Source organism: Luminiphilus sp. nBUS_07 (genome assembly GCF_051201685.1).
Classification (GTDB): domain Bacteria; phylum Pseudomonadota; class Gammaproteobacteria; order Pseudomonadales; family Halieaceae; genus Luminiphilus.
Map to the genome: position 1 here is coordinate 1111521 of NZ_CP179213.1, position 18662 is coordinate 1130182.

At 53.5% G+C, this 18662-nt stretch carries 16 protein-coding genes; 6 read left to right on the forward strand and 10 right to left on the reverse strand.

The window, feature by feature from the left end:
* Nucleotides 1–22 precede the first annotated feature (22 nt).
* A complete protein-coding gene (locus tag ACMAZB_RS05005; protein ID WP_435219651.1) occupies nt 23–997 on the forward strand; it encodes a dipeptide epimerase in 975 nt (324 codons plus the stop codon).
* Between the two features lie 16 nt (nt 998–1013).
* On the opposite strand, the gene ACMAZB_RS05010 is transcribed toward ACMAZB_RS05005, so the two are convergent.
* Together ACMAZB_RS05010 and ACMAZB_RS05015 are read right to left on the reverse strand one after the other, a co-directional pair.
* Complete coding sequence (locus ACMAZB_RS05010; protein WP_435219652.1) at nt 1014–1613, reverse strand: ACP phosphodiesterase; 600 nt, start codon at nt 1611–1613, stop codon at nt 1014–1016.
* Nucleotides 1614–1766: 153 nt separating this feature from the next.
* On the reverse strand, nt 1767–2858 hold the full coding sequence (locus ACMAZB_RS05015) for a histone deacetylase family protein (RefSeq protein WP_435219653.1): 1092 nt from the start codon (nt 2856–2858) through the stop codon (nt 1767–1769).
* Nucleotides 2859–3163: 305 nt separating this feature from the next.
* On the opposite strand from ACMAZB_RS05015, the gene galE reads away from it, so the two are divergent.
* Nucleotides 3164–4153, forward strand: coding sequence for a UDP-glucose 4-epimerase GalE (galE, locus tag ACMAZB_RS05020; protein ID WP_435219654.1), 990 nt, complete (start codon nt 3164–3166; stop codon nt 4151–4153).
* A gap of 51 nt (nt 4154–4204) precedes the next feature.
* On the opposite strand, the gene ACMAZB_RS05025 is transcribed toward galE, so the two are convergent.
* Both ACMAZB_RS05025 and ACMAZB_RS05030 read right to left on the reverse strand, forming a co-directional pair.
* On the reverse strand, nt 4205–6202 hold the full coding sequence (locus tag ACMAZB_RS05025; RefSeq protein WP_435219655.1) for a beta-galactosidase: 1998 nt from the start codon (nt 6200–6202) through the stop codon (nt 4205–4207).
* Nucleotides 6195–6425 (reverse strand): hypothetical protein, encoded by a 231-nt coding sequence (locus ACMAZB_RS05030; protein WP_435219656.1) that lies wholly within the window; start codon nt 6423–6425, stop codon nt 6195–6197. The genes ACMAZB_RS05025 and ACMAZB_RS05030 overlap by 8 nt, the downstream gene beginning before the upstream one ends.
* Nucleotides 6426–6595: 170 nt before the next feature.
* Here ACMAZB_RS05030 and ACMAZB_RS05035 point away from each other — a divergent pair, with 170 nt between their 5' ends.
* Entirely contained in the window at nt 6596–8728 is a 2133-nt protein-coding gene (locus ACMAZB_RS05035) for an alpha-galactosidase (protein WP_435219657.1), read from the forward strand.
* Between the two features lie 79 nt (nt 8729–8807).
* Here ACMAZB_RS05035 and ACMAZB_RS05040 read toward each other — a convergent pair whose 3' ends face one another.
* From ACMAZB_RS05040 to ACMAZB_RS05055, 4 genes are all read right to left on the reverse strand, one after another.
* Nucleotides 8808–10280 carry an SLC5 family protein gene (locus ACMAZB_RS05040; protein ID WP_435219658.1) on the reverse strand — a complete coding sequence of 491 codons (1473 nt, stop codon included), beginning with the start codon at nt 10278–10280 and terminating at the stop codon, nt 8808–8810.
* 116 nt (nt 10281–10396) lie between these two features.
* Complete coding sequence (locus ACMAZB_RS05045; protein WP_435219659.1) at nt 10397–11245, reverse strand: TauD/TfdA dioxygenase family protein; 849 nt, start codon at nt 11243–11245, stop codon at nt 10397–10399.
* Nucleotides 11246–11328: 83 nt separating this feature from the next.
* The gene (locus ACMAZB_RS05050; RefSeq protein ID WP_435219660.1) at nt 11329–12099 is read right to left on the reverse strand and encodes an SDR family NAD(P)-dependent oxidoreductase; all 771 of its coding nucleotides are present in this window, start codon (nt 12097–12099) and stop codon (nt 11329–11331) included.
* A gap of 27 nt (nt 12100–12126) precedes the next feature.
* Nucleotides 12127–13311: a CaiB/BaiF CoA transferase family protein gene (locus ACMAZB_RS05055; RefSeq protein WP_435219661.1), complete on the reverse strand. Its 1185-nt coding sequence runs from the start codon at nt 13309–13311 to the stop codon at nt 12127–12129.
* Nucleotides 13312–13658: 347 nt separating this feature from the next.
* On the opposite strand from ACMAZB_RS05055, the gene purE reads away from it, so the two are divergent.
* Nucleotides 13659–14141: a 5-(carboxyamino)imidazole ribonucleotide mutase gene (gene purE / locus ACMAZB_RS05060; protein ID WP_435219662.1), complete on the forward strand. Its 483-nt coding sequence runs from the start codon at nt 13659–13661 to the stop codon at nt 14139–14141.
* Nucleotides 14138–15220 carry an ATP-grasp domain-containing protein gene (locus ACMAZB_RS05065; RefSeq protein ID WP_435219663.1) on the forward strand — a complete coding sequence of 361 codons (1083 nt, stop codon included), beginning with the start codon at nt 14138–14140 and terminating at the stop codon, nt 15218–15220. Before purE ends, ACMAZB_RS05065 begins: the two co-directional genes overlap by 4 nt.
* Nucleotides 15221–15316: 96 nt before the next feature.
* Here ACMAZB_RS05065 and ACMAZB_RS05070 read toward each other — a convergent pair whose 3' ends face one another.
* Together ACMAZB_RS05070 and ACMAZB_RS05075 are read right to left on the reverse strand one after the other, a co-directional pair.
* Entirely contained in the window at nt 15317–15688 is a 372-nt protein-coding gene (locus ACMAZB_RS05070) for an SgcJ/EcaC family oxidoreductase (RefSeq protein ID WP_435214998.1), read from the reverse strand.
* A 61-nt stretch (nt 15689–15749) separates the two neighbouring features.
* Complete coding sequence (locus ACMAZB_RS05075; RefSeq protein ID WP_435219664.1) at nt 15750–17417, reverse strand: SulP family inorganic anion transporter; 1668 nt, start codon at nt 17415–17417, stop codon at nt 15750–15752.
* A gap of 303 nt (nt 17418–17720) precedes the next feature.
* Between ACMAZB_RS05075 and ACMAZB_RS05080 the strand changes: the two genes are divergently transcribed.
* Nucleotides 17721–18644 (forward strand): hydrogen peroxide-inducible genes activator, encoded by a 924-nt coding sequence (locus tag ACMAZB_RS05080; RefSeq protein ID WP_007236052.1) that lies wholly within the window; start codon nt 17721–17723, stop codon nt 18642–18644.
* Nucleotides 18645–18662 lie beyond the last annotated feature (18 nt).

An 18662-nucleotide genomic window follows, 5' to 3' on the forward strand; every position in this document is an offset into this window, starting at 1 on the left:
GGACGCTGTGGAAGGAGGTGAGTTGAAACTCAAAAGCACACCGCGCCAATGGACGATGACTGCGCCATTTGTCACCGCAGGGGAAACGGTCTCTGAAATCGATGTCTTGCATATTGAGCTCAGTATTGACGGCATCAAAGGTCGAGCTGAGACCATGGGGGTCGATTATTTGGGCGAGACGATCACTTCCATGGAGCAGGAGTTAGGACAACTTAGTGAGGCGACTCTAGCGTCATTAAACGGCTCTAATTTACAGGCCCTGCTTCCTCCGGGGGGAAGTCGCAACGGATTGGATTGCGCGCTGTGGGATTTACGGTCAAAACACGCCTCCAAGGGTATCGCAGCCCTTACAGGCATACCGCTGAGCCCCGTTGCGACGCTTTATACCTTGTCCCTTGATAATCCCGAAAATATGGCCAAATGTGCCCGAGATGCCGCCCACCTAAAACACCTCAAACTTAAGTTAAACGCCAACGAAACGCTCCAGTGTCTAGAGGCCGTGCGCGAGGCTCGCCCAGACGCTAGCATCGTTATCGACGCTAATGGCAGCTGGCCTGAAAGCTTGCTGTGGAACTTGGGAGACGATTTACAGCGGCTAAATGTTGCGCTGCTCGAACAGCCCCTCGCGCCTGACCAAGATTTTCGTCTCGAGAACTTAAATTACCCCGTGCCGCTGTGTGCCGACGAATCCTGCCAGGCAAGTGGTGACCTCGAACGTATTGCCGACTGCTATCAGGCGATAAATATCAAACTGGATAAATGTGGCGGCCTTACCGACGCGCTGCGCATGCGAGATTGGTGTCGTCAGTACGGTAAGCAGGTCATGGTCGGGAATATGCTGGGCTCGTCATTGGCCATGGCGCCGGCAATGGTCGTGGCTCAGGGCGCTGCTTTCGTCGATCTCGATGGCCCCTTGTGGCAGTCCAGTGATGTGCAGCCTGAATTACAGATTATTGATGGGGTCATTCAACCCCCAGCTCCCGAGCTCTGGGGATAGCACTTTTTCAGCACGATCAGCTCAGGACATCCTCTGTGCTAGCGGGGCTATCCTCGACGAACTGAATTAGCTTTGGAAAAAAGTCCATGAAATCTGCAAGCAGCGCATTGTGGTTTTGTTGCAGCTCAACAATCCCACGGCCCAATTGGCTGGGGCGCTTGAGCCGGCTCTCAATGCCACACAGCGCTCGGTGAATGCCATTCATTTGTTGATAGCTGCCGAGTAAATCGAAATGAATCATATAATGCAGTGTGCGCTGCATTCTGTCCGGTGCAAAATGGCTGTTCTGTTCTAACTGAGCGTATACCTGTGTTGTGAAGGTGCTGAGTGGCTGGTCACTAAAACTGACCCACTGAGTGGCTAAAAAATGATCATAAAAAACATCGATCAAAATTCCGGCATAGCGTCTGAACTCGGGGCTAATGCGGCCTTTGCTGCGTTTTACGATAGCGTGTGCATCGGTAAAAGAATCGACACGGCGATGCTGAACAATGGCTGCGCGCAGCGGTTCGGACATTGCCCGGTCAACGGGGCCCTTCACAAAGTCTCCCATAAGGCTGCCCAGCAAGCTGTTTGAGGTTCTATCGGCAAGGAGTAGGTGGGCCAGGTAATTCATAAAGTGGCAAAGGTCAAAGGCATACAGCGGTGCGGAGTAGGGCGGTTGTTAGGGGCCAAAGGCTTTGGATACACGCTGTGGGCATGGGCGCAGCCATTAAGAAACGGACGCTGGCCACGTGCCTCAAAATTGACAGCTTTTTTGCTTTCACCGTCATCCTTTTAGAGCCTCAAGATGTGCCACGACCGAAGTGCCTAATGCCTGCAGGTCGTAGCCGCCCTCCAAGGCTGAAACAACTCGCCCTTTGGAATACTGTTTTGCTAATGCAACAATTTCTTGGGTTATCCAGTAATAATCGTCTTCGACGAGTTGCAGCTGTGCTAAGGGATCAGCTTGATGGCCGTCAAATCCGGCTGACAGCAGAATTAAATCGGGCTGATGGTGATGAATGGCAGGCCACCAATCACGGGCGATGGCTTGGCGAAAGGCATTTCCGACTGTTCCGGAAGGCAGTGGTGTATTCACAATATTGGGTCGCTCTAGGTCGTGAAATCGACCGGGGTAAAAGGGGTGTTGAAAGCTTGAGCACACTAAAATATTGGGGTTGTCCTTACATAGGTCGACCGTGCCATTACCGTGATGCACGTCGAAGTCGAGAATCGCGACCTTGTGAATGCTGGGAATTTCCAGTGCGTTAATCGCGGCGATAGCAACGCTGTTCAGTAGACAAAACCCCATGGGGCTGCTGATTTCAGCATGGTGTCCGGGTGGCCGCACCGCGCAGAAAACCCGAGAGTCTCGCTCCGAGATAACGTCGTTAACGCCCTGCCATACAGCCCCTGCGGCATGCTCAGCGGCTGCTAGGCTGAGGGAGCTCATCCAAGTGTCCGGGTCTAGGGCCTCTAGACCTTCATGAGGGCTTTTCGCTTCAAGCGACGAAAAGTAATGAAGGTCATGGGCAATATCGACTTGAGCGCTGCTAATTTTTGGGGCAGGAATTAGCGGGAAGTCATCGGTAACGCCGGTGTCTTTCAAATGCTGTAAAAGATGTATTAGCCGATCAGGTCGTTCCGGGTGACCCTGGGGAACCTCATGTTCAATGCAATTTTGATGGGTATAAATCAGCATGATTAGAACGCTCTCAACCTCAGCCGCTTTTCGTGTGTTGAAGTAGAGTGTATTGGCAAATGGTGTGTTGGTTAAAGCGGTCTCTGTAAAACGGGTGTCTCTAACACCAGAGTCCGTAAAACCGGCATCTATGAAATGGCAGCCCAATACAGTGCTGCTGGTTGCGCTTTGCTTCATCTATAGTCAGAGCACAATAGAGCGACGGATTTCCTTAAAAAAAAGATGAGAGCACTTTGCGAGTCGGTGTTGAAGAGTCCCCCCCGCAATGTCCTCTCGGCCGGTGCTATAATTGCGTCGCCTGGCGTAACGCGTGCGTGTAACGAAGTCGTCTTATTGGCAAACCCTCTGGTTAGCCTAGAACGCCGTAGCAATTTGTATCGCGTGTGTGCAGTCAAATCTGCGTACTGACAACATGTTGCTCGCCAAATCACGCATAATGTTCAACGTCACAACATGACATAAAGCAGAAAGATCGCAGGAGAATGTCTTTGCATTATTTGGTAACGGGTGGCGCGGGATATATTGGTTCGCACTTAGTGCTCGCCCTCGTTGAGGCCCAGCATCAGGTGACGGTGCTTGATGATTTTTCTACGGGGCATCGCTGGGCGACCGAGGGCCATGAAGTGATCGAAGTCGATATTCGAGATCTGGCGGCTTTGCGCAGTGCGCTGTTGCACCGGCATTTTGATGGTGTCTTTCATTTTGCCGCGAAATCTCTGGTGGGTGAGTCGGGTCAGAAGCCTCTACTGTATTACCAAAATAACGTCACTGGCACAGCTAACCTATTGGAGGTTGCGCTTGAGAATGACTGGCGCCATTGCGTGTTTTCTTCAACCGCGGCTGTTTATGGCAGCCCTCAATCGGCCGTCATAGCCGAGGAGCACCCGTTAAACCCCGTCAATGTTTATGGCGAGACTAAGCTAGCCATGGAACAGCTGCTGTCTGCGGTTCACAAACAGGGAGCAATGCACGCGGTGTGTTTGCGGTACTTTAATGCGGCAGGTGCTGCCCCCGATGCCCATAGAGGCGAGTGGCATGAGCCTGAAACACATCTTATTCCCAATGTATTACGCAAGGCCGCGGGAGAAGACCGCCCACTAACCATTTTTGGTGACGATTACGACACGCCCGACGGCACCTGCATTCGCGATTACATTCACGTTCTTGATCTTGCACAAGCCCACCTCAAAGCGATGGCAATGCTACACCGCGAAGGGGGGTTCCATAGGCTCAACCTTGGCAGTGAAGCAGGCTATTCGGTGCGTGAAATTCTGCGGGCCTGCGAAACCACGGTAGGGCAGCCAATTACCCATGACATAGGGCCTCGTAGGCAGGGCGATCCGCCACGACTTGTGGCAGATGCCGGTCGAGCAGGCCAAATATTGGGTTGGCGTGCGACGCGAGGCCTGCATGAGATTGTTGAATCTGCTTGGTTGTGGGAGCAAGAGCGCCAGCGTCTGCAGGCGCGCTAACAGCGCGTTTTATCGATGGGGTGGGTAGTAGGGAAGTGGCTTCAGCCGCCCTTACTCGCCCCGCCAAATACAGCATCCTCGGGGCGGCAGCTTGACACTGCCCACGAGAAATTCGGCGCTAGGTGGAGCGTCTAAAGTGTGAGCTTCTGCGCCGTAGTTAAAGGCAAATGTGACCGAGCCCCGGGTCATCATGCGCACGTCCTCGGGCAACTCGTGAGCCATTATCTCTCGTTCTCTCAGCAGATCTCCCAGCAGCTGTCGCAGGAAGGCGTCGTCAGTAAGGGTGGCCAAATACAGGCATCGCCCTTTGCGAACCAAAGCGGGGCGGTCTTCCTGATAGAGGGCCTCAACGGTGGCGCTACCCACCGACAGATCCTCGCACCACAAGCGGCTTTGAAATACCTCTCCTTGGTACTCAAAAGGTTCTGCTACATCGGGTCGCAGGGTTTCCACAGAATTAACCTGTAGATCTAACCAAGACTGGAGCACACCGGGGGCGCGATTGGGAGGGATCTGAAACTCCTCAGTTTTGGCGCCGCAACGCGGACCAAACAGCAAGGTTGCGCCGGATTGCTTACAGGCCTCCAGCAATGTGTCTGAAATAATGGGCATAGAGGCTACAACCACCAATGCATATTGCGATAGATCGGCTGAGGTACTCACAATATCGACGCTGACATTCAGCTGACGCAGGGCTCGATAAAACTGAAAAGCCACTCGGTGGGCCTCAACTTCTTGACCCTGCTGTTCAATGTCAGAGACCCACTGTGCACTAACATCGGTGACCAGCGCTACGTGAGCCTGTGGCTGCGGCAGCGACTCGTTCTCGAGTGTCTTGAGTACCCCAACGACAGTTTCGACTTCCTGCCAGGCATCGCTGCGGGACCGATCGGGTCGAAGCAGTCCGGCATGCATTTGCTCCTGAGCAAATTGCGCCTGACGCCAGCGGAAAAAAGACACGACGTCGGCGCCATGGGCGATGGCCTCAAGGGTCCAAAGGGCGACCATGCCAGGCGCTGGTCGAGGATTAGAGGGTGCCCAATTCACGGGGCCGGGTTGCTGTTCCATAATCCAGAAGCCACGATCTTTGAGGCCGCGGCATTGATCAAGGTAGTAGGCGGTGTAGTCAGGGTGCCCGGTGCGCATGTAACGTCGCGCCAACTCAGGTTCATCCCGACCCAGTAGAAATTCACTCCGTCCCAGCGGGTAACTGTCATAGCTCACAAAATCGAGGGGCCCTGCCAGAGAAAAGCAATCGGTTTGGATGTCCTTCATTGGAATGAAGTTGTGGGTTATCCACTGATTACGCGCATGGTCTCCAATGGCGCTACAGCAGGCATCGTGGAAACGTAAAATTTGATCTGAGGCAAAGCGCCGATAGGCGATTTGATGGGCTGGGTTGGTTTCGGTCACGGCCCCAAAGGGCAGTTCAATAGTGCTAAAACTTGGGTACTCCATTGACCAAAAAATATTGCCCCAAGCTGTATTTAAATGGCCAATGGTTTCATAACGTTCTTGGCACCAGCCTTGGAAGGCCTGTCGTGCGCTGTCGGACCGGCTGTGGGCGGTGTCGTGGCAGCACAGTTCATTATCGGTTTGCCAACCAATAATCCGGCTATCGCTGCCATAGCGTTTCGCTAAAACCTTAGAAATTCGCACGGCCTCGTCGCGGTAGGTGGTGCTGGAGAAGTCGTAGTGGCGTCGAGATCCAAAGCCGCGTTCATGACCACTGCTGGGGTCTCTGGGGAGTATTGCGGGGTGTTCATCGATGAGCCATTTTGGCGGCGTCGCCGTTGGAGTGCAGAGCACTACTTTCAAGTCCTCGGCTGCAAGGGTGGCAATGGCGCGATCCAGCCAGCCGAAGTCAAATTGATCTCGTTGTGGCTCAAGCTTTGACCAGGCAAACTCGCCAATTCGCACGCAGCGTAATCCCAATGCGCGCATTTGCGCTGCGTCGTCGGCCCAATCTTGTTCTGGCCAATGTTCTGGGTAATAGCAAACCCCTAGCGCCAACTCGGAAAAGCCGCCGACAAAATGTTGCTTAGCCATTGTTATTAACCTCTAGACCGGTGCCTGCTTTGCAGACAAAAGTGGTTGCCTTAAGTCCTGTTCTTTGGGTGTAGTCACGTTCGACCGCATTAAGGAGCTGAGGCACATCGTCGCGATGGCAAAGGCATACGACGGCGCCACCAAATCCCCCTCCGGTTTGGCGTGCGGCGACCCGATTGCTGGTAAGGGTGTGGTTGCAACAATAGCTGTTTGTCTGGCTCAAAATTTCTCCGGGGTGATGTCGATGACAACTTGCCATCGCCTGCGGATCTCGATGCAATCAATCCTCGCTTGGGAGTGTATCTGAAGCAGGGTGTCACGGTATGCTTCACGTTTGGAATTGCAGCGGCGATTTTGTCATAAGATTTTAAAATAGGGTCGAGTACCGTGGGAATGGAAAACTCCAAATTCCAACCGTTTTACCAATTGATCAATGCTGATATCTCTGTGCTGATAGATTGCCGCCAGCGACTACCCGCCATTGCCTATATAGGCCCCCGGTTAGAACGCTTTGATGCCGCTGACCTAGCGCTGCTTGATCGCCATGAGGCGCCCGCCTCGCTCCCGGAGGAGCCTCCCATTGCTTTGTTGCCCGACATCACCTCAGGGTGGCTGGGTCATCCGGGTATTGCCGTCCGCAGGGGGCGGCAAGGTTGGCAGCTGCACTCCGTATTACAGCAGGTTAGCCAGCCTCAGAGTGATCGCCTTGTGCTTATAGCAACCTGCGCGATGACGCAGGTCAGTGTGCGCTACGAGTTGACACTGCCCACCGCTGGTGCGGCACTTTCAATTGCAGTCACTGTCGTTAATGACAGCAGCTCCGAAATGTTGAGTTTGGACCAGTGCAATTTAACTTTGCCGATTCCCGATCATTTTTCTGATTTCACTGATTTTTGCGGACGCTGGGGCCTCGAATTTCAATCTCAAACTCAGTCTCTTCGGCAAGTCGCATATTCCAGAGAGAATCGGACAGGGCGAACTTCACACCGGGGTTCTGCGAGTGTTGTCGTACACGAAAAGGAGCTGTCAGCAGCCTATGGCCAAGCCTTGTCCTGCCACCTGGCTTGGAGCGGCAATCATCGTCTTCGAGTCGAGCAGCTAGTGGATGGTCGCCGTTATTTACAGCTGGGTGAGCTATTAGTGCCAGAAGAAATCTTGCTAAGCCCGGGGGCTGCTCATAGCGCGCCTGTTGTCTGGTGCAGTTTTTCAAATGGAGGATTGACGGGGCTATCAAGTCAGTGGCACCGCTTCATCCGAGAGCAGTTCCCCACCGTTGGAGAGCTGCAAAAAAAGCCACGTCCGGTGCAGATAAATACGTGGGAGGGACACTATTTTGACGTCAACGAGTCAAAGTTGTTGGGGCTGATTGAGCAAGCTGCAAATTTAGGTATAGAGCGTTTTGTACTCGACGATGGTTGGTTCTGTGGACGCAACGATGATCAAAGCTCGTTGGGTGATTGGTGGGCAGATACTCAAAAGTTGCCCCGGGGTTTGACTCCGCTGATTGAGGCCTGCAGCCGCAATGAGATGGAGTTTGGTTTGTGGGTTGAGCCCGAAATGGTGAGCCCGGACAGTGATCTCTATCGCAGTCATCCAGACTGGGTTTTAAGTCATGACTCGTCACCAAAACTGTTAGCTCGACATCAATTAGTGTTGGACCTCGCCCGTCCCGAGGTAGAGGCTTATATTTTCGAAGCCCTCTCAACACTGCTGGGTCAACACGCTATTACTTATCTGAAATGGGATATGAATCGCGATATTCATCAAGCGGGGAACGCACTGGGCTACCCCGCGGTTAGTGATCAGACTCAAGCGCTATATCGACTATTGAACCGTGTTAAGACCGACTTTCCTGAAGTGGAAATTGAAAGTTGTGCGTCAGGCGGGGGGCGTGTGGACTGCGGTATCTTAAACTATGCCAGTCGATTTTGGCCCTCCGACACCAACGACGCTCTCGATCGGCTCAGTGTTCAGAGCGGGTTTTCACTGTTTTACCCGCCCGAGTTAATGGGCAGCCACATTGGTCCTGAAACCTGCCATCTAACCGGGCGACAACACGCCCTGACCTTTCGTGCCGGGGTCGCCTTTTGGGGACACTTAGGTGTCGAGATGGATATCACAACGCTGGGTAATCATGACCGAGAGACTTTGATGTCGTTGATTCAGCTTCACAAGGATCACCGACAACTCTTGCACAGCGGTCAGCCACAACGCCTCGATAGGCCCAAAGAGGAACTGGGTTGGGGCGTGGTATCTATGGCGCAGGAAGAGGCGCTGTTTTGCCATGCTCAGCTGATGAGCGCTCTTCGACCCTTTCCTGTGCGTTACCGCTTTCAGGGGTTGGATAGCAGCGCAGACTACCGAGTGCAATGTATCTGGCCGCCTATCGATAGCGAGTTTCTAAATGACCATGTGGCATCCCTGCAAGAGCGACCGTTGTCGGGTACTGTGCTCATGCAGTTAGGCATCGCGCTGCCCATTCGTAAGCCTGAGAGCGTGCTCATTTACCACTTGAGTCAGGCTTAGTTAGTCGCGAAGTTTACCGACCGCTGGAGCCAGCCTGAGGGCGTGTAGGGGGTACAGTACGTTTCGCCTACAGCATTCATTAATCCTGAAAGGTTGACCCATCCTTTGACGAATCAAAAAGAATGGCCGGGGCCCATTGCGGTGTGGTACCGAACACGAAGCGACTGACAAGCAGAGCGGCAAATACGCAGAAAATCACGGTGATAAACATCATGTGAATGTAGTGGAAGGGCGCCCAAACAAAGGAGAAAAATCCGTACAGCAAGACCCCCAATACCACGGCAACAATCGCGGCCCCAGCAGATACCCCACGAAACAGCAGGCCCACAATGAACGCCGAGAGTATTGGCATGCTGAGTAAGCCATAAAGCTCCTGAACTAAATTAATGATGCTCTCGGCTTGGGCGTAAATTGGCACCATAGCCAGACCTATCAATACAAAACTGACCGTTATGATCAGATTGAGTCGTCGGAGGTCGGGCTCTGGCGCGATGAAGCGCTCGTGAATGTCGCAAACGTATAGAGCGGTGGATGAGTTTAAAACACTGTTAACGCTGGTCAGTACGGCGGCGGCAATGGCGGCTGCGAAGGCGCCTGATAACCAAAGCGGAAGTACCTCTCCCACAATCTTGCCAAAAGCGGCATCTCCGATATCGCCGTAGAGCTTGAAGGAAACGATGCCGGGTATAACGACCATAGGAGGAATAATCAGTAAGCGTATGGCCGCCGCGGCAATAACGCCTTTCTGGCCTTCCTTAACGGTTGGGGAGGCCATGGCACGCTGCGTAATGGTTTGGTTGGTGCCCCAGTAGAAAATTTGGATGAACAACATGCCGGTCAGCAGGGTATGCCACGGAATTGGCGAGTCATTGCTGCCGATCAGGGTTAGCCGCTCGGCGGGTATGCCAGAAAAATCAAAGTCGATCGCTGCTAGGGCCAAAAAAACCACAACCATTCCCAGCGATAATAAAAGCACGCCACTGTAGGCGTCAGAAATAGCGACGGCCCGCAGGCCGCCTAAAACGGCGTAGGCCGCTCCAACAACCGCGAAAGCGGTGGCTATGATAATTATCGGAAGCTCCACATTAAAAAGTGTTTGCATGAACAGTGCGCCGCTGTAGAGCATGGCGGGAATAAAGATGAATAAATTCCCCAATAAAAATAGCAGTCCAATTAGCGCTCTTATGCGGTAGTCGTTGTAGCGTTTCTCCAAGAGCTCAGTAGTGGTGGTGCATTGATAGCGGTAGTAAACCGGCAGGATGACTTTGGCGAGAATAATAAGACCGACGACGGCTGATAATTCCCACCACGCCAGCAGCGCCATTTGATTGCCGTTCATTCCAACCAGCTGATCGGTGCTGAGATTGGTCAGCGTAATAGACCCGGCAACCACGACCCAGCTAAGGCCGCGACCCGCAAGAAAGACGTCGTCTCGCGTAGAGGTTGCTGGGCTGAGGTGAGCGGTGTCCTGCACGCAGCGGCGCCAGGTCAAGCCTGCGATTAAAGCGGTAATTGCAATGAAGACCAAAATTTGCAGTGGATCGATGGGCATGAGCTTTCCGCTTTATAGTGGGTGGCTAGGGCTGTCTGAGACTAACAGCAAGAGTGTAGTAACGAAATCGTGTCGCCGACGTGGGTCAGGAGATAGCAAAATTCAGGGCAGTGTTATTACCAGGCGCTGTCTGCAATGGTGATACGGTGGAGCAGGCGGTCATAGCCGTCATAACCCCCCGTAGCGGCGTGCAGCAGCGCTCGGTTATCCCACATGACGAGCATGTTGGGCTGCCATTGGTGCCGATAAAGAAACTGCTCTTGGGTTTGATATTGGTAGAGCTCCATGAGCAATGCTTGTGCTGCCTCAAGGTCCATGCCGGAAAAGCTTTGAATGTAGGCGGCAGAGGAAAATAGCGCTTTTTTCCCGGTTTCGCGATGGGTTCTCACCAACGGGTGGTTGCAGGTTTCACGAGCGCGCTCGCTGGGTTTTATGATCATGCTGCGTCCGCTGTTTTGGTCTTGGTCACCGTAGGCGCCATCTGGGGCATAGCCCAAGGCGGCGGAGTGAATGGCGGTGAGATTTTCTACTCGAGCCCTCAGTGAGTTAGGCATCTCCTCGTAGGCTTTTACTTGATCTGCAAACAGCGTGTCGCCGCCGTGAGGAGGAATAGTAATGCTAAAGAGCATGGTTGCCGCGGGGGGGATCGGCATAAAGCTCCAGTCGCTATGAAAGGTCTCAGCAAAAATAGAGGTCGTTTCATCGGCCTTGCGTTGAATTGCGGAAATGTTCGGGTAGCCATCGATATGGCCAAAAAACGGATCTTCACCAATGTCACCAAAGTACTGGCTAGCGCGCTCTAGGTGCTCGGGAGTGAGGTGTTGATTGGGAAAGGCTATAACTTTGTGATTCAGCCAATGACTGCGGATTTCGGCGACCAAGTCATCGGAAAGGTCTTGAGTAAAATCCACGCCCGTAATTGATGCACCGCAAGATGCCTGACTCGAAGTAACGGTTAATGGCATAGGGCCCTCCTTATTTTTATCGGCGTGTGAACGCGAACTACCTGATGCGATCTGGCTACATTTCTAGGCTAGAGTATCAGATGTTAGCCACTCTCATGATTCCACCACGCGAGGTCTGAGTGGGCCCGGAGGTCAGCTTCATGGGTCCATGCTGAACGATGTTGATGCGCGAGATGAAAGTAGGTCTCGGCTATTTTTTCTGGCAGAAGTAGACCGTCTTTATCACCGCCACGGGCCTGCCTCAGCGCGGCGAATTGTTCATCTCCCAGCATTTTCCCGAGGGTGTCGGGTGCATCTACCGCACCATCAATAATGACGTGAGCGACGTGGATTCCACGTGATGCGTATTCGGCATTTAAGGTTTGGCAGAGCATGCGTCGCCCGCCCATTGCCGCAGCATGGGAATGCTGGCCAGCGTTCCCTCGTACCGCCGCCGTCGCCGATGTCACCAACAGTGTGCCACCGCCACGAGACTCCATGGCAGGGATAACGACTTTAGCGACTCGAAATAGGGCGAGGCACGCCATTCGCCAGCCCAGTTCAAAGTTCTTGAGTGTTGTGGCTTCTAGCGATCTACTGCCAATCTGTGCGCCAAGATTAAATAGCACGGTGTGTATGGGCCCTATTTCTTCAACGGCGGTGATCAAATTTTCTAAAGCATCGTCCTCCACCGCGTTGAGTAAATGCCCAGAGGCGGATCCGCCCTCCGACTCAATGCCATCAACCAGAGTTTGCAGTCCACTCGCATCGCTACGCCGGCACAGAGCAGCGTGATAACCCTCTCGGGCAAACCGGCTGCCGACACTGCCACCAATACCTGCGCCGGCCCCAATGATTAAACAAACTTTTTTCAAAATAACGTCCTCTGGTGTTGCTTTGATCTACTCCACGCGCAACGTTTTGTTACGTATAAGCGCCTCGATTTCTTCGACGTCAAAACCCAACTCAGTTAACACACTGACCCCGTGCTGGCCCAGCTTTGGGCCTGGGCCCGCGATGCTACTGGGTGTGTCGCTGAATTGTGCCGCAGGGCGGGCCTGTCGAACTTCACCAAATCCGGGGTAATCGATGCGACTAATAGAGCCGTTGGCATTGATTTGCTCATGATCGAGTAACTCGGTTCGATCTAGAAGAGGGGCACAGGGTACCCCTTCATTTTCAAATCTTTGCAAGATCTCAGCACTAGACCATTTGCATATCTCAGCGGCAGTCAGCTGCTTTCGCTCACTGACATTTTTAAAGCGCGCAGATGCGGTGGCGAAACGCTCGTCTTCGATCCAATCTTCACGGCCCAAAGCCCGACACATGCCTAACCACTCTTTGTCCGATATGACCCCCGCTGTTATGTGGCGATCTTGGGTCTCGTAAATCAAGTCCATTGCACCCCCCGCCTGTTTAGGATCGAATTCTCGCTCGGCGTAGGTGAGTCCGCCCATACCCTCGGGCCAAAAGAAGGACAACATGGTGTCTAACATTGAGAGTTGGATGTGCTGCCCGCGGCCGCTTTTTTCCCGAGCGTACAGGGCGGAGCTAATGGCTTGCGCTGCGGTCAGTGCGGTGACCTTGTCGGCTAAAATTATACGGAACATGTTGGGTTTGCCCGTCACGCGATCAGCTTGTATATCTGTGGCACCGGATAGCGCTTGGACGATGGGGTCATAAACCCGCTTATCCGCGTAGGGCCCCTGATCGCCAAAGCCGCTGATTGAGACATAAATTAACCGCTCATTAGCGCTGCGCAGCAACGCTTCACCAAAGCCCATACGATCGATAGCACCTGGTCGAAAATTTTGGATAAAGACGTCAGCGTCTTTTGCTAGCTTCAGCAAAATTTCTTTGCCGGCATCAGATTTTAAATCGAGGGCTATAGACTCTTTGCCGCGATTGCAGGAGAAAAAAGCGGGTGTAACGTCGTTGTGCTTGGAGCCAATGTGCCGCATCTGCTCGCCGTTGGTGGGTTCTACTTTGATGACCCGCGCCCCTTGGTCCGCGAGCATCATGGCGGCAACTGGGCCAGAAACCATAGAGGTCAGGTCGAGAATTTTAAGTCCATCAAGTGCGCCCATAGCCTAGCTCCAGTCTTTTTATGCAGGGTGTGCTCAAGGTGTGCTCGCGATGTCACTGACACATCCCGCCGTGCGGTAGCTTCTCTAGTATCGCTATAACGAGGAGTAGACTCCAGCACGGCATCGCGCCTTTGGTAGTCAGCGACAAGCTGCCAAGCAGTGCGCCTTGTTTATGGACTCAAACTGATGCGCTTAGTTTGAACACCGGTAGTGAGACTACACGCTGTTAAGAAGGTCAATTTTGATGGATGGCTAAGGTGAAGCGCCCTGACACTTGAGGTATACTGCGCCGCTTTTCATTGCAGAGCTGCCCTGAGGTGTAAGGACAGGGGGCGAGGACAAGCGTCATGGATATTTCGGTCGGTATCATTATGGGTTCACGCTCTGATTGGAGTGTGATGGAAGCGGCGGCCAATATGCTCGACGCTCTTGGTATACGCTATGAGTGTAAAGTCGTTTCAGCCCACAGAACTCCAGATCGACTTTATGCCTATGCCCGCGAAGCCAGAGGCCGGGGCTTGAAAGCGATTATTGCCGGCGCCGGCGGGGCTGCTCATTTGCCAGGTATGTGTGCCGCAATGACGCCGGTACCCGTTCTTGGCGTGCCTGTTGCTGCTACGGTTCTCAATGGCGCCGATGCCATGCTTTCCATCGCTCAGATGCCTAAAGGTGTGCCAGTGGCTACTTTTGCCATTGGGCAACCAGGCGCTGCCAACGCAGCGCTGTTTGCTGCGGCTATGTTGGCGAACAACGACCCAACGATCGCCGCAGCCCTAGACCTTTTTCGAGAAGAGCAAACAGCCGCTGTTCCAGAGGATGTGATCGATTGAAAACTCGCTTGGGCATCATTGGTTGTGGCCAGCTCAGTCAGATGTTGGGAGAGGCTGCTAACCGGCAAGGAGTGTCTGTCGCGTTTTTATGTCTCGATGAAATACCTGTTGTGCAGGGCTTGGGGCCAATTTTTGAAGCTTCAGACTTGGAAGCGTTTCTGAGTGTCTGTGATGTGGTAACCGTTGAGCGCGAGAGCATTGATGACGTGATCTTGCAGCGGGTGCGGGATACCGTCGGATTGGCGCCGCGCTACGAGGCGTTGGTCGTACTGCGTGAACGAGACACCCAGAAAGCCATGCTTGATGCTTTGGAGATTCCAACGTCCCCTTGGTTCTGTGCAGCCAGCAGAGAAGCATTGCTTGAGGGTATGGCGGCCGCGCCACAGAGCGCCCTCCGTTGTAAGCGAACCCTAGGGGGCTATGACGGCGGCGGGCAGTGGCGGGTAACTTCTGCTGCAGACAGTGCACAAATCCCCGACGATGGCTTTCCAGTGATTGCTGAGGCTGAGATCGCTATTGAGCGTGAGTTAGCGATTGTTGTGGCTAGAGATAGTGATGGGGCGGTGATGACCTACCCCATGACGGAAAACGTCATGCGTGACGGCATTCTTATTGGCAGCTTGGTGCCCGCCAACGTCACTGATGCGATGACTGATGAGGCGACGCGGTTCGCACACTCGCTCGTGAATGCAATGGATTACGTGGGAGTGTTGGCCATAGAGTTCTTTGTGACCGAGGAGCGCCTCATCGTGAATGAAATAGCTCCCCGCGTGCACAATACGGGGCATTGGACTATTGGTGCCGTGGGTGCCGATCAGTTTACTCAGCATGTTGTTTGCACCTTAGGGGGCAAGGTTCGCGAGGTCTCGTTTGCAGGTGCTGCGGCTATGGTCAATCTTCTTGATGATAAGTTTCCAGCCACATTGCCTGAGGGCGGCGTGCGCAGTCTTATTCAGACTTACGGTAAAGGGCATAGAAAAGGTCGTAAAGTCGGGCACGTTACCCTTTTAGGATCAGATACAAATGTGATCCGAGAGGCGGCAAAAAACCTCATTGATGAGTTGCATGGTGCTGGGTGAGTTAGCCGGCTGAGCATTAAAAAACCCCGCTGATACGCGGGGTTTTTTTTGGGTGCCAAGCTCAGACAATCTTGGCGCAAGAACTGTTTTGGACTCTCAGCCTTCTGGCATGGCTGAACTGTGGTGTTCGAGTATTTTCCAGTCCCCGTCGATCTGCTGGTAGAGATAACTAAAGCGTGCGGTGACCGAGCTCCCGTCGCCGAAGGTGAAGGTATACACCCCGGCGTTGCTGACTAAATTCTCTGCCAAGTGCCGAGTATTAGCCTCGTCAATGACGCCTTGAGGTTGTTTGCTCAGAAAGTTTACAAAGTAATCTCTGATTTCAGCATGATTGTGGCGCACCTGATTTGAAACGGTAGGTAGCAGGATGGCATCTGTGGCGTAAAGCGCGGTCACTTGATCCGGGTCGCCGGTTTGCAGTGCTGCGTTCCAATTGGCAAACAACTGCACGATGTCTTGCTTGGTCATTACTTCATTCTCCTAGTTCAATTTTGGGTTGCGGTACAACCCTCTCTGATTAAGCCAAGGCTTAATTTTCAACGGTGGTTTTTGGGGGGTTAGCACGCGAGCGACGGCTCAGCTTGCCGGCATACTCGTCCCTTAAAGTACGCAGTAATTCAACCCGATCGGTATACCTTGCACTACCTAGATCGAGGCAACAGTCAGCGCCTAACCCCACCATGGTATCGGCGATGTCATCACTCATACCTGTAATGTATATTTTTTTCCCCGCACGTTCGGCATCGCAAGCGATGGTCTCAACTGCGCGCACTGCCGAAACGTCAATGAAGGGTACTCGGCAAAAATCTAGGACGATGGCATGCATACCATCTCGATACCGTTCTCTCACATGGTGGCCTACGTCGGCGGCAGCCCCAAAACTTAAGGGCCCTCCAAATTCAAATACCGTTACCCGATCTTTGAGGGTCTCGATCAGGTCCTGCTCCTCCTCGCTGGTTGCGGTAAGGGGTCGAGACAGCAGGTCGTCAAGCTGTGCTTTTGCGACCTGGCGGACGTAAGCCAATGCCGCGAGCACGACACCTGCTCCCACGGCGGTGATCAAATCGACCAGTACAGTCAGACCCAGCACCAGTGCCATTAGCGCCAAATCCCATCGCGGACCACGGTGGGCATTACGGAGGTAGCTGAAGTCGATGATGTCGAGCCCCACTTTGATTAACACACCAGCGAGTGCCGCGTGGGGGATATAGGCGGCGACAGGACCAAGGCCCAAGACCACGGCTACAAGAACGACTGAGTGAATCATGCCGGATATTTTTGTGTGACCCCCGGAGCGAATATTAACTACGGTTCGCATGGTCGCGCCGGCGCCGGCGATGCCGCCAAATAAGCCTGCTACCGCGTTACCTATACCTTGACCGATCAATTCTTGATTGGAGTCATGCCGTGTCCTCGTCATGTTGTCAGCGACCAGGGAGGTCAGCAGGCTGTCGATGGCACCCAACACAGCAAGGATAAATGCGGCTTCAATGACCAGCATCATGGCGCCTTGACTAAAACTGGGCATATGGAAGCTGGGCAGTCCACTAGGTATATCACCTAAAATCGGTGTCTCACCTAAAAACAGCGATACCACTGTGCCGGCCGTGAGAGCCGCTAATGCGGCGGGCAAGTACTTTCCCCAAGCCGTTGGCCAACCGTAAACTACGATAAGCGTCACTGCTGCAACGGCAAGCGCCGACATATTGATGTCGGTAAGTGCAGTTGGTAGGTACTGAAGTGCAGGGATGGTGCCCGCAGGTGCCATATGGCCTAGGGTGGCGTCGAGCTGCAGAATAATAATGATGACCCCGATTCCACTCATAAACCCAGAGACCACGGGGTAGGGCACGAGCCGAATGAAATCTCCCAGCTTGATAAGGCCGAAAATGATCTGAAAGACGCCGGCTAAGACAACCGCAGTTAGAATCAGACCAACATCCCCCGAAAGGCTGGCAAATAAGCCCGCGAGGACGACCACCATAGGGCCGGTTGGGCCCGAGACATTGGTGGGCGTGCCTCCAAGCCAAGCAGCGAAGAAACCCACAATGATGGCACCGTACATACCTGCCATGGGGCCAAGCCCCGACGCCACGCCAAAGGCGAGAGCCAGTGGAATGGCCACAACGCCTGCCGTGAGACCGCCGTAGATATCGCCCCTGAGGTGTTTTAAGTCGAATGTGTATGCAGCGCGCATGACAAATACCGTGTTTGTTCAAAGATGCGTAATGTACGTGCAATGGTATATGAAAGGTTTTACTATTTGGCGATAGATTTTTGCTATATGCTGGTGATACCCATCTCCAAGGTGTTTTTTTATTGAGTCATAGCAAGACATCTGACTCTTAAAAGCCGGTACTTCCTGAGCAAGGCCAGAGAAAAGCCTTCGATTCAGAGGGATACCAAGAGCGTTGTTACGTGACGATTGGCCAATGGTGGTGCTTCATATCAGCCCTGTGAAGTTCGTGTTTCTCAGTCCACAGAAGACGGAGTAAGAAAAATGGCTTCCCTGAGGCAGCTAGAATACTTTGCTGAAGTCGCAGATGCTGGCTCGTTGCGTCAGGCGGCGCAGCGACTGGGTGTTACTCAGCCTACGCTGACGGTTCAGCTTCGCGCACTCGAAGAAATCTTGGGCGTGGTGCTGTTTGAACGCACCCGAAACGCCACATTGTTGACACCCGTGGGAAGAGATCTTTTGCCCGAGGCGCTATCGCTCCTCTCCCAGTGGCGCAATATGGTGGAAAGCGCGCACCTCATTGGCAATCACAGTCATTCGACCTACCGTCTCGGTGTGCCCCAAACGCTGGGTCCCTACCTGTTGCCCAGTTTACTGCCCACTCTGCATCAACGATTTCAGCGGCTTCGCCTACACGTTAGGGAAGAGGTGCCCGATATGTTGCTCAAGGGCTTAGAGGAAGGGCGTTTCGACATTGTCATCGGACCCATTTCCACAGTGCCCGACACGATAGTTAGAGAACCCATGTTTCGGGAGCCGCTCTATCTGGCAAGCCCGGTCGATATGGACGTGGCCCCGCATAGTAATGTTGCGGAAAGCGACCTCAGTGGTCTGGAGATTCTCGCTGTTGAGAAGGGCCATACGTTACGCCGAGAGGTTGAGCGCATCTGTGAGCGAACCGGTGCGCGTTTGAATACCGACTATGAGGGCACGAGCTTAGATACACTGCGTCAAATGGTGGTGATGGGTATGGGCCTTGCATTTTTACCGGCGCTCTACGTGCGCAGCGAGATCCATAGACCCGAGGAGTTGCGCGTCCAACCTTTGCAGGGTGGGAGATTGTTCCGAGAGCATGCCTTCTTATACCGCCGCAACGCACCCACACGTCACTTTTATCAAGAACTGCAGGCGCAGATTCGTGAGGTAATCACCAGGGATCTCAGTGACACTGTAATTCCTCTGAGTTGATGTGCGGGATGCTCATTG

Coding starts and splice junctions, on each gene's coding strand:
- ACMAZB_RS05055 (WP_435219661.1), bottom strand. CDS start 13,311: ATGGGCGCACTTGATGGACTTAAAATTCTCGACCTGACCTCTATGGTT.
- ACMAZB_RS05025 (WP_435219655.1), bottom strand. CDS start 6,202: ATGGCTAAGCAACATTTTGTCGGCGGCTTTTCCGAGTTGGCGCTAGGG.
- galE (WP_435219654.1), top strand. CDS start 3,164: ATGTCTTTGCATTATTTGGTAACGGGTGGCGCGGGATATATTGGTTCG.
- ACMAZB_RS05080 (WP_007236052.1), top strand. CDS start 17,721: ATGGCTTCCCTGAGGCAGCTAGAATACTTTGCTGAAGTCGCAGATGCT.
- ACMAZB_RS05070 (WP_435214998.1), bottom strand. CDS start 15,688: ATGACCAAGCAAGACATCGTGCAGTTGTTTGCCAATTGGAACGCAGCA.
- purE (WP_435219662.1), top strand. CDS start 13,659: ATGGATATTTCGGTCGGTATCATTATGGGTTCACGCTCTGATTGGAGT.
- ACMAZB_RS05015 (WP_435219653.1), bottom strand. CDS start 2,858: ATGAAGCAAAGCGCAACCAGCAGCACTGTATTGGGCTGCCATTTCATA.
- ACMAZB_RS05045 (WP_435219659.1), bottom strand. CDS start 11,245: ATGCCATTAACCGTTACTTCGAGTCAGGCATCTTGCGGTGCATCAATT.
- ACMAZB_RS05035 (WP_435219657.1), top strand. CDS start 6,596: ATGGAAAACTCCAAATTCCAACCGTTTTACCAATTGATCAATGCTGAT.
- ACMAZB_RS05075 (WP_435219664.1), bottom strand. CDS start 17,417: ATGCGCGCTGCATACACATTCGACTTAAAACACCTCAGGGGCGATATC.
- ACMAZB_RS05040 (WP_435219658.1), bottom strand. CDS start 10,280: ATGCCCATCGATCCACTGCAAATTTTGGTCTTCATTGCAATTACCGCT.
- ACMAZB_RS05010 (WP_435219652.1), bottom strand. CDS start 1,613: ATGAATTACCTGGCCCACCTACTCCTTGCCGATAGAACCTCAAACAGC.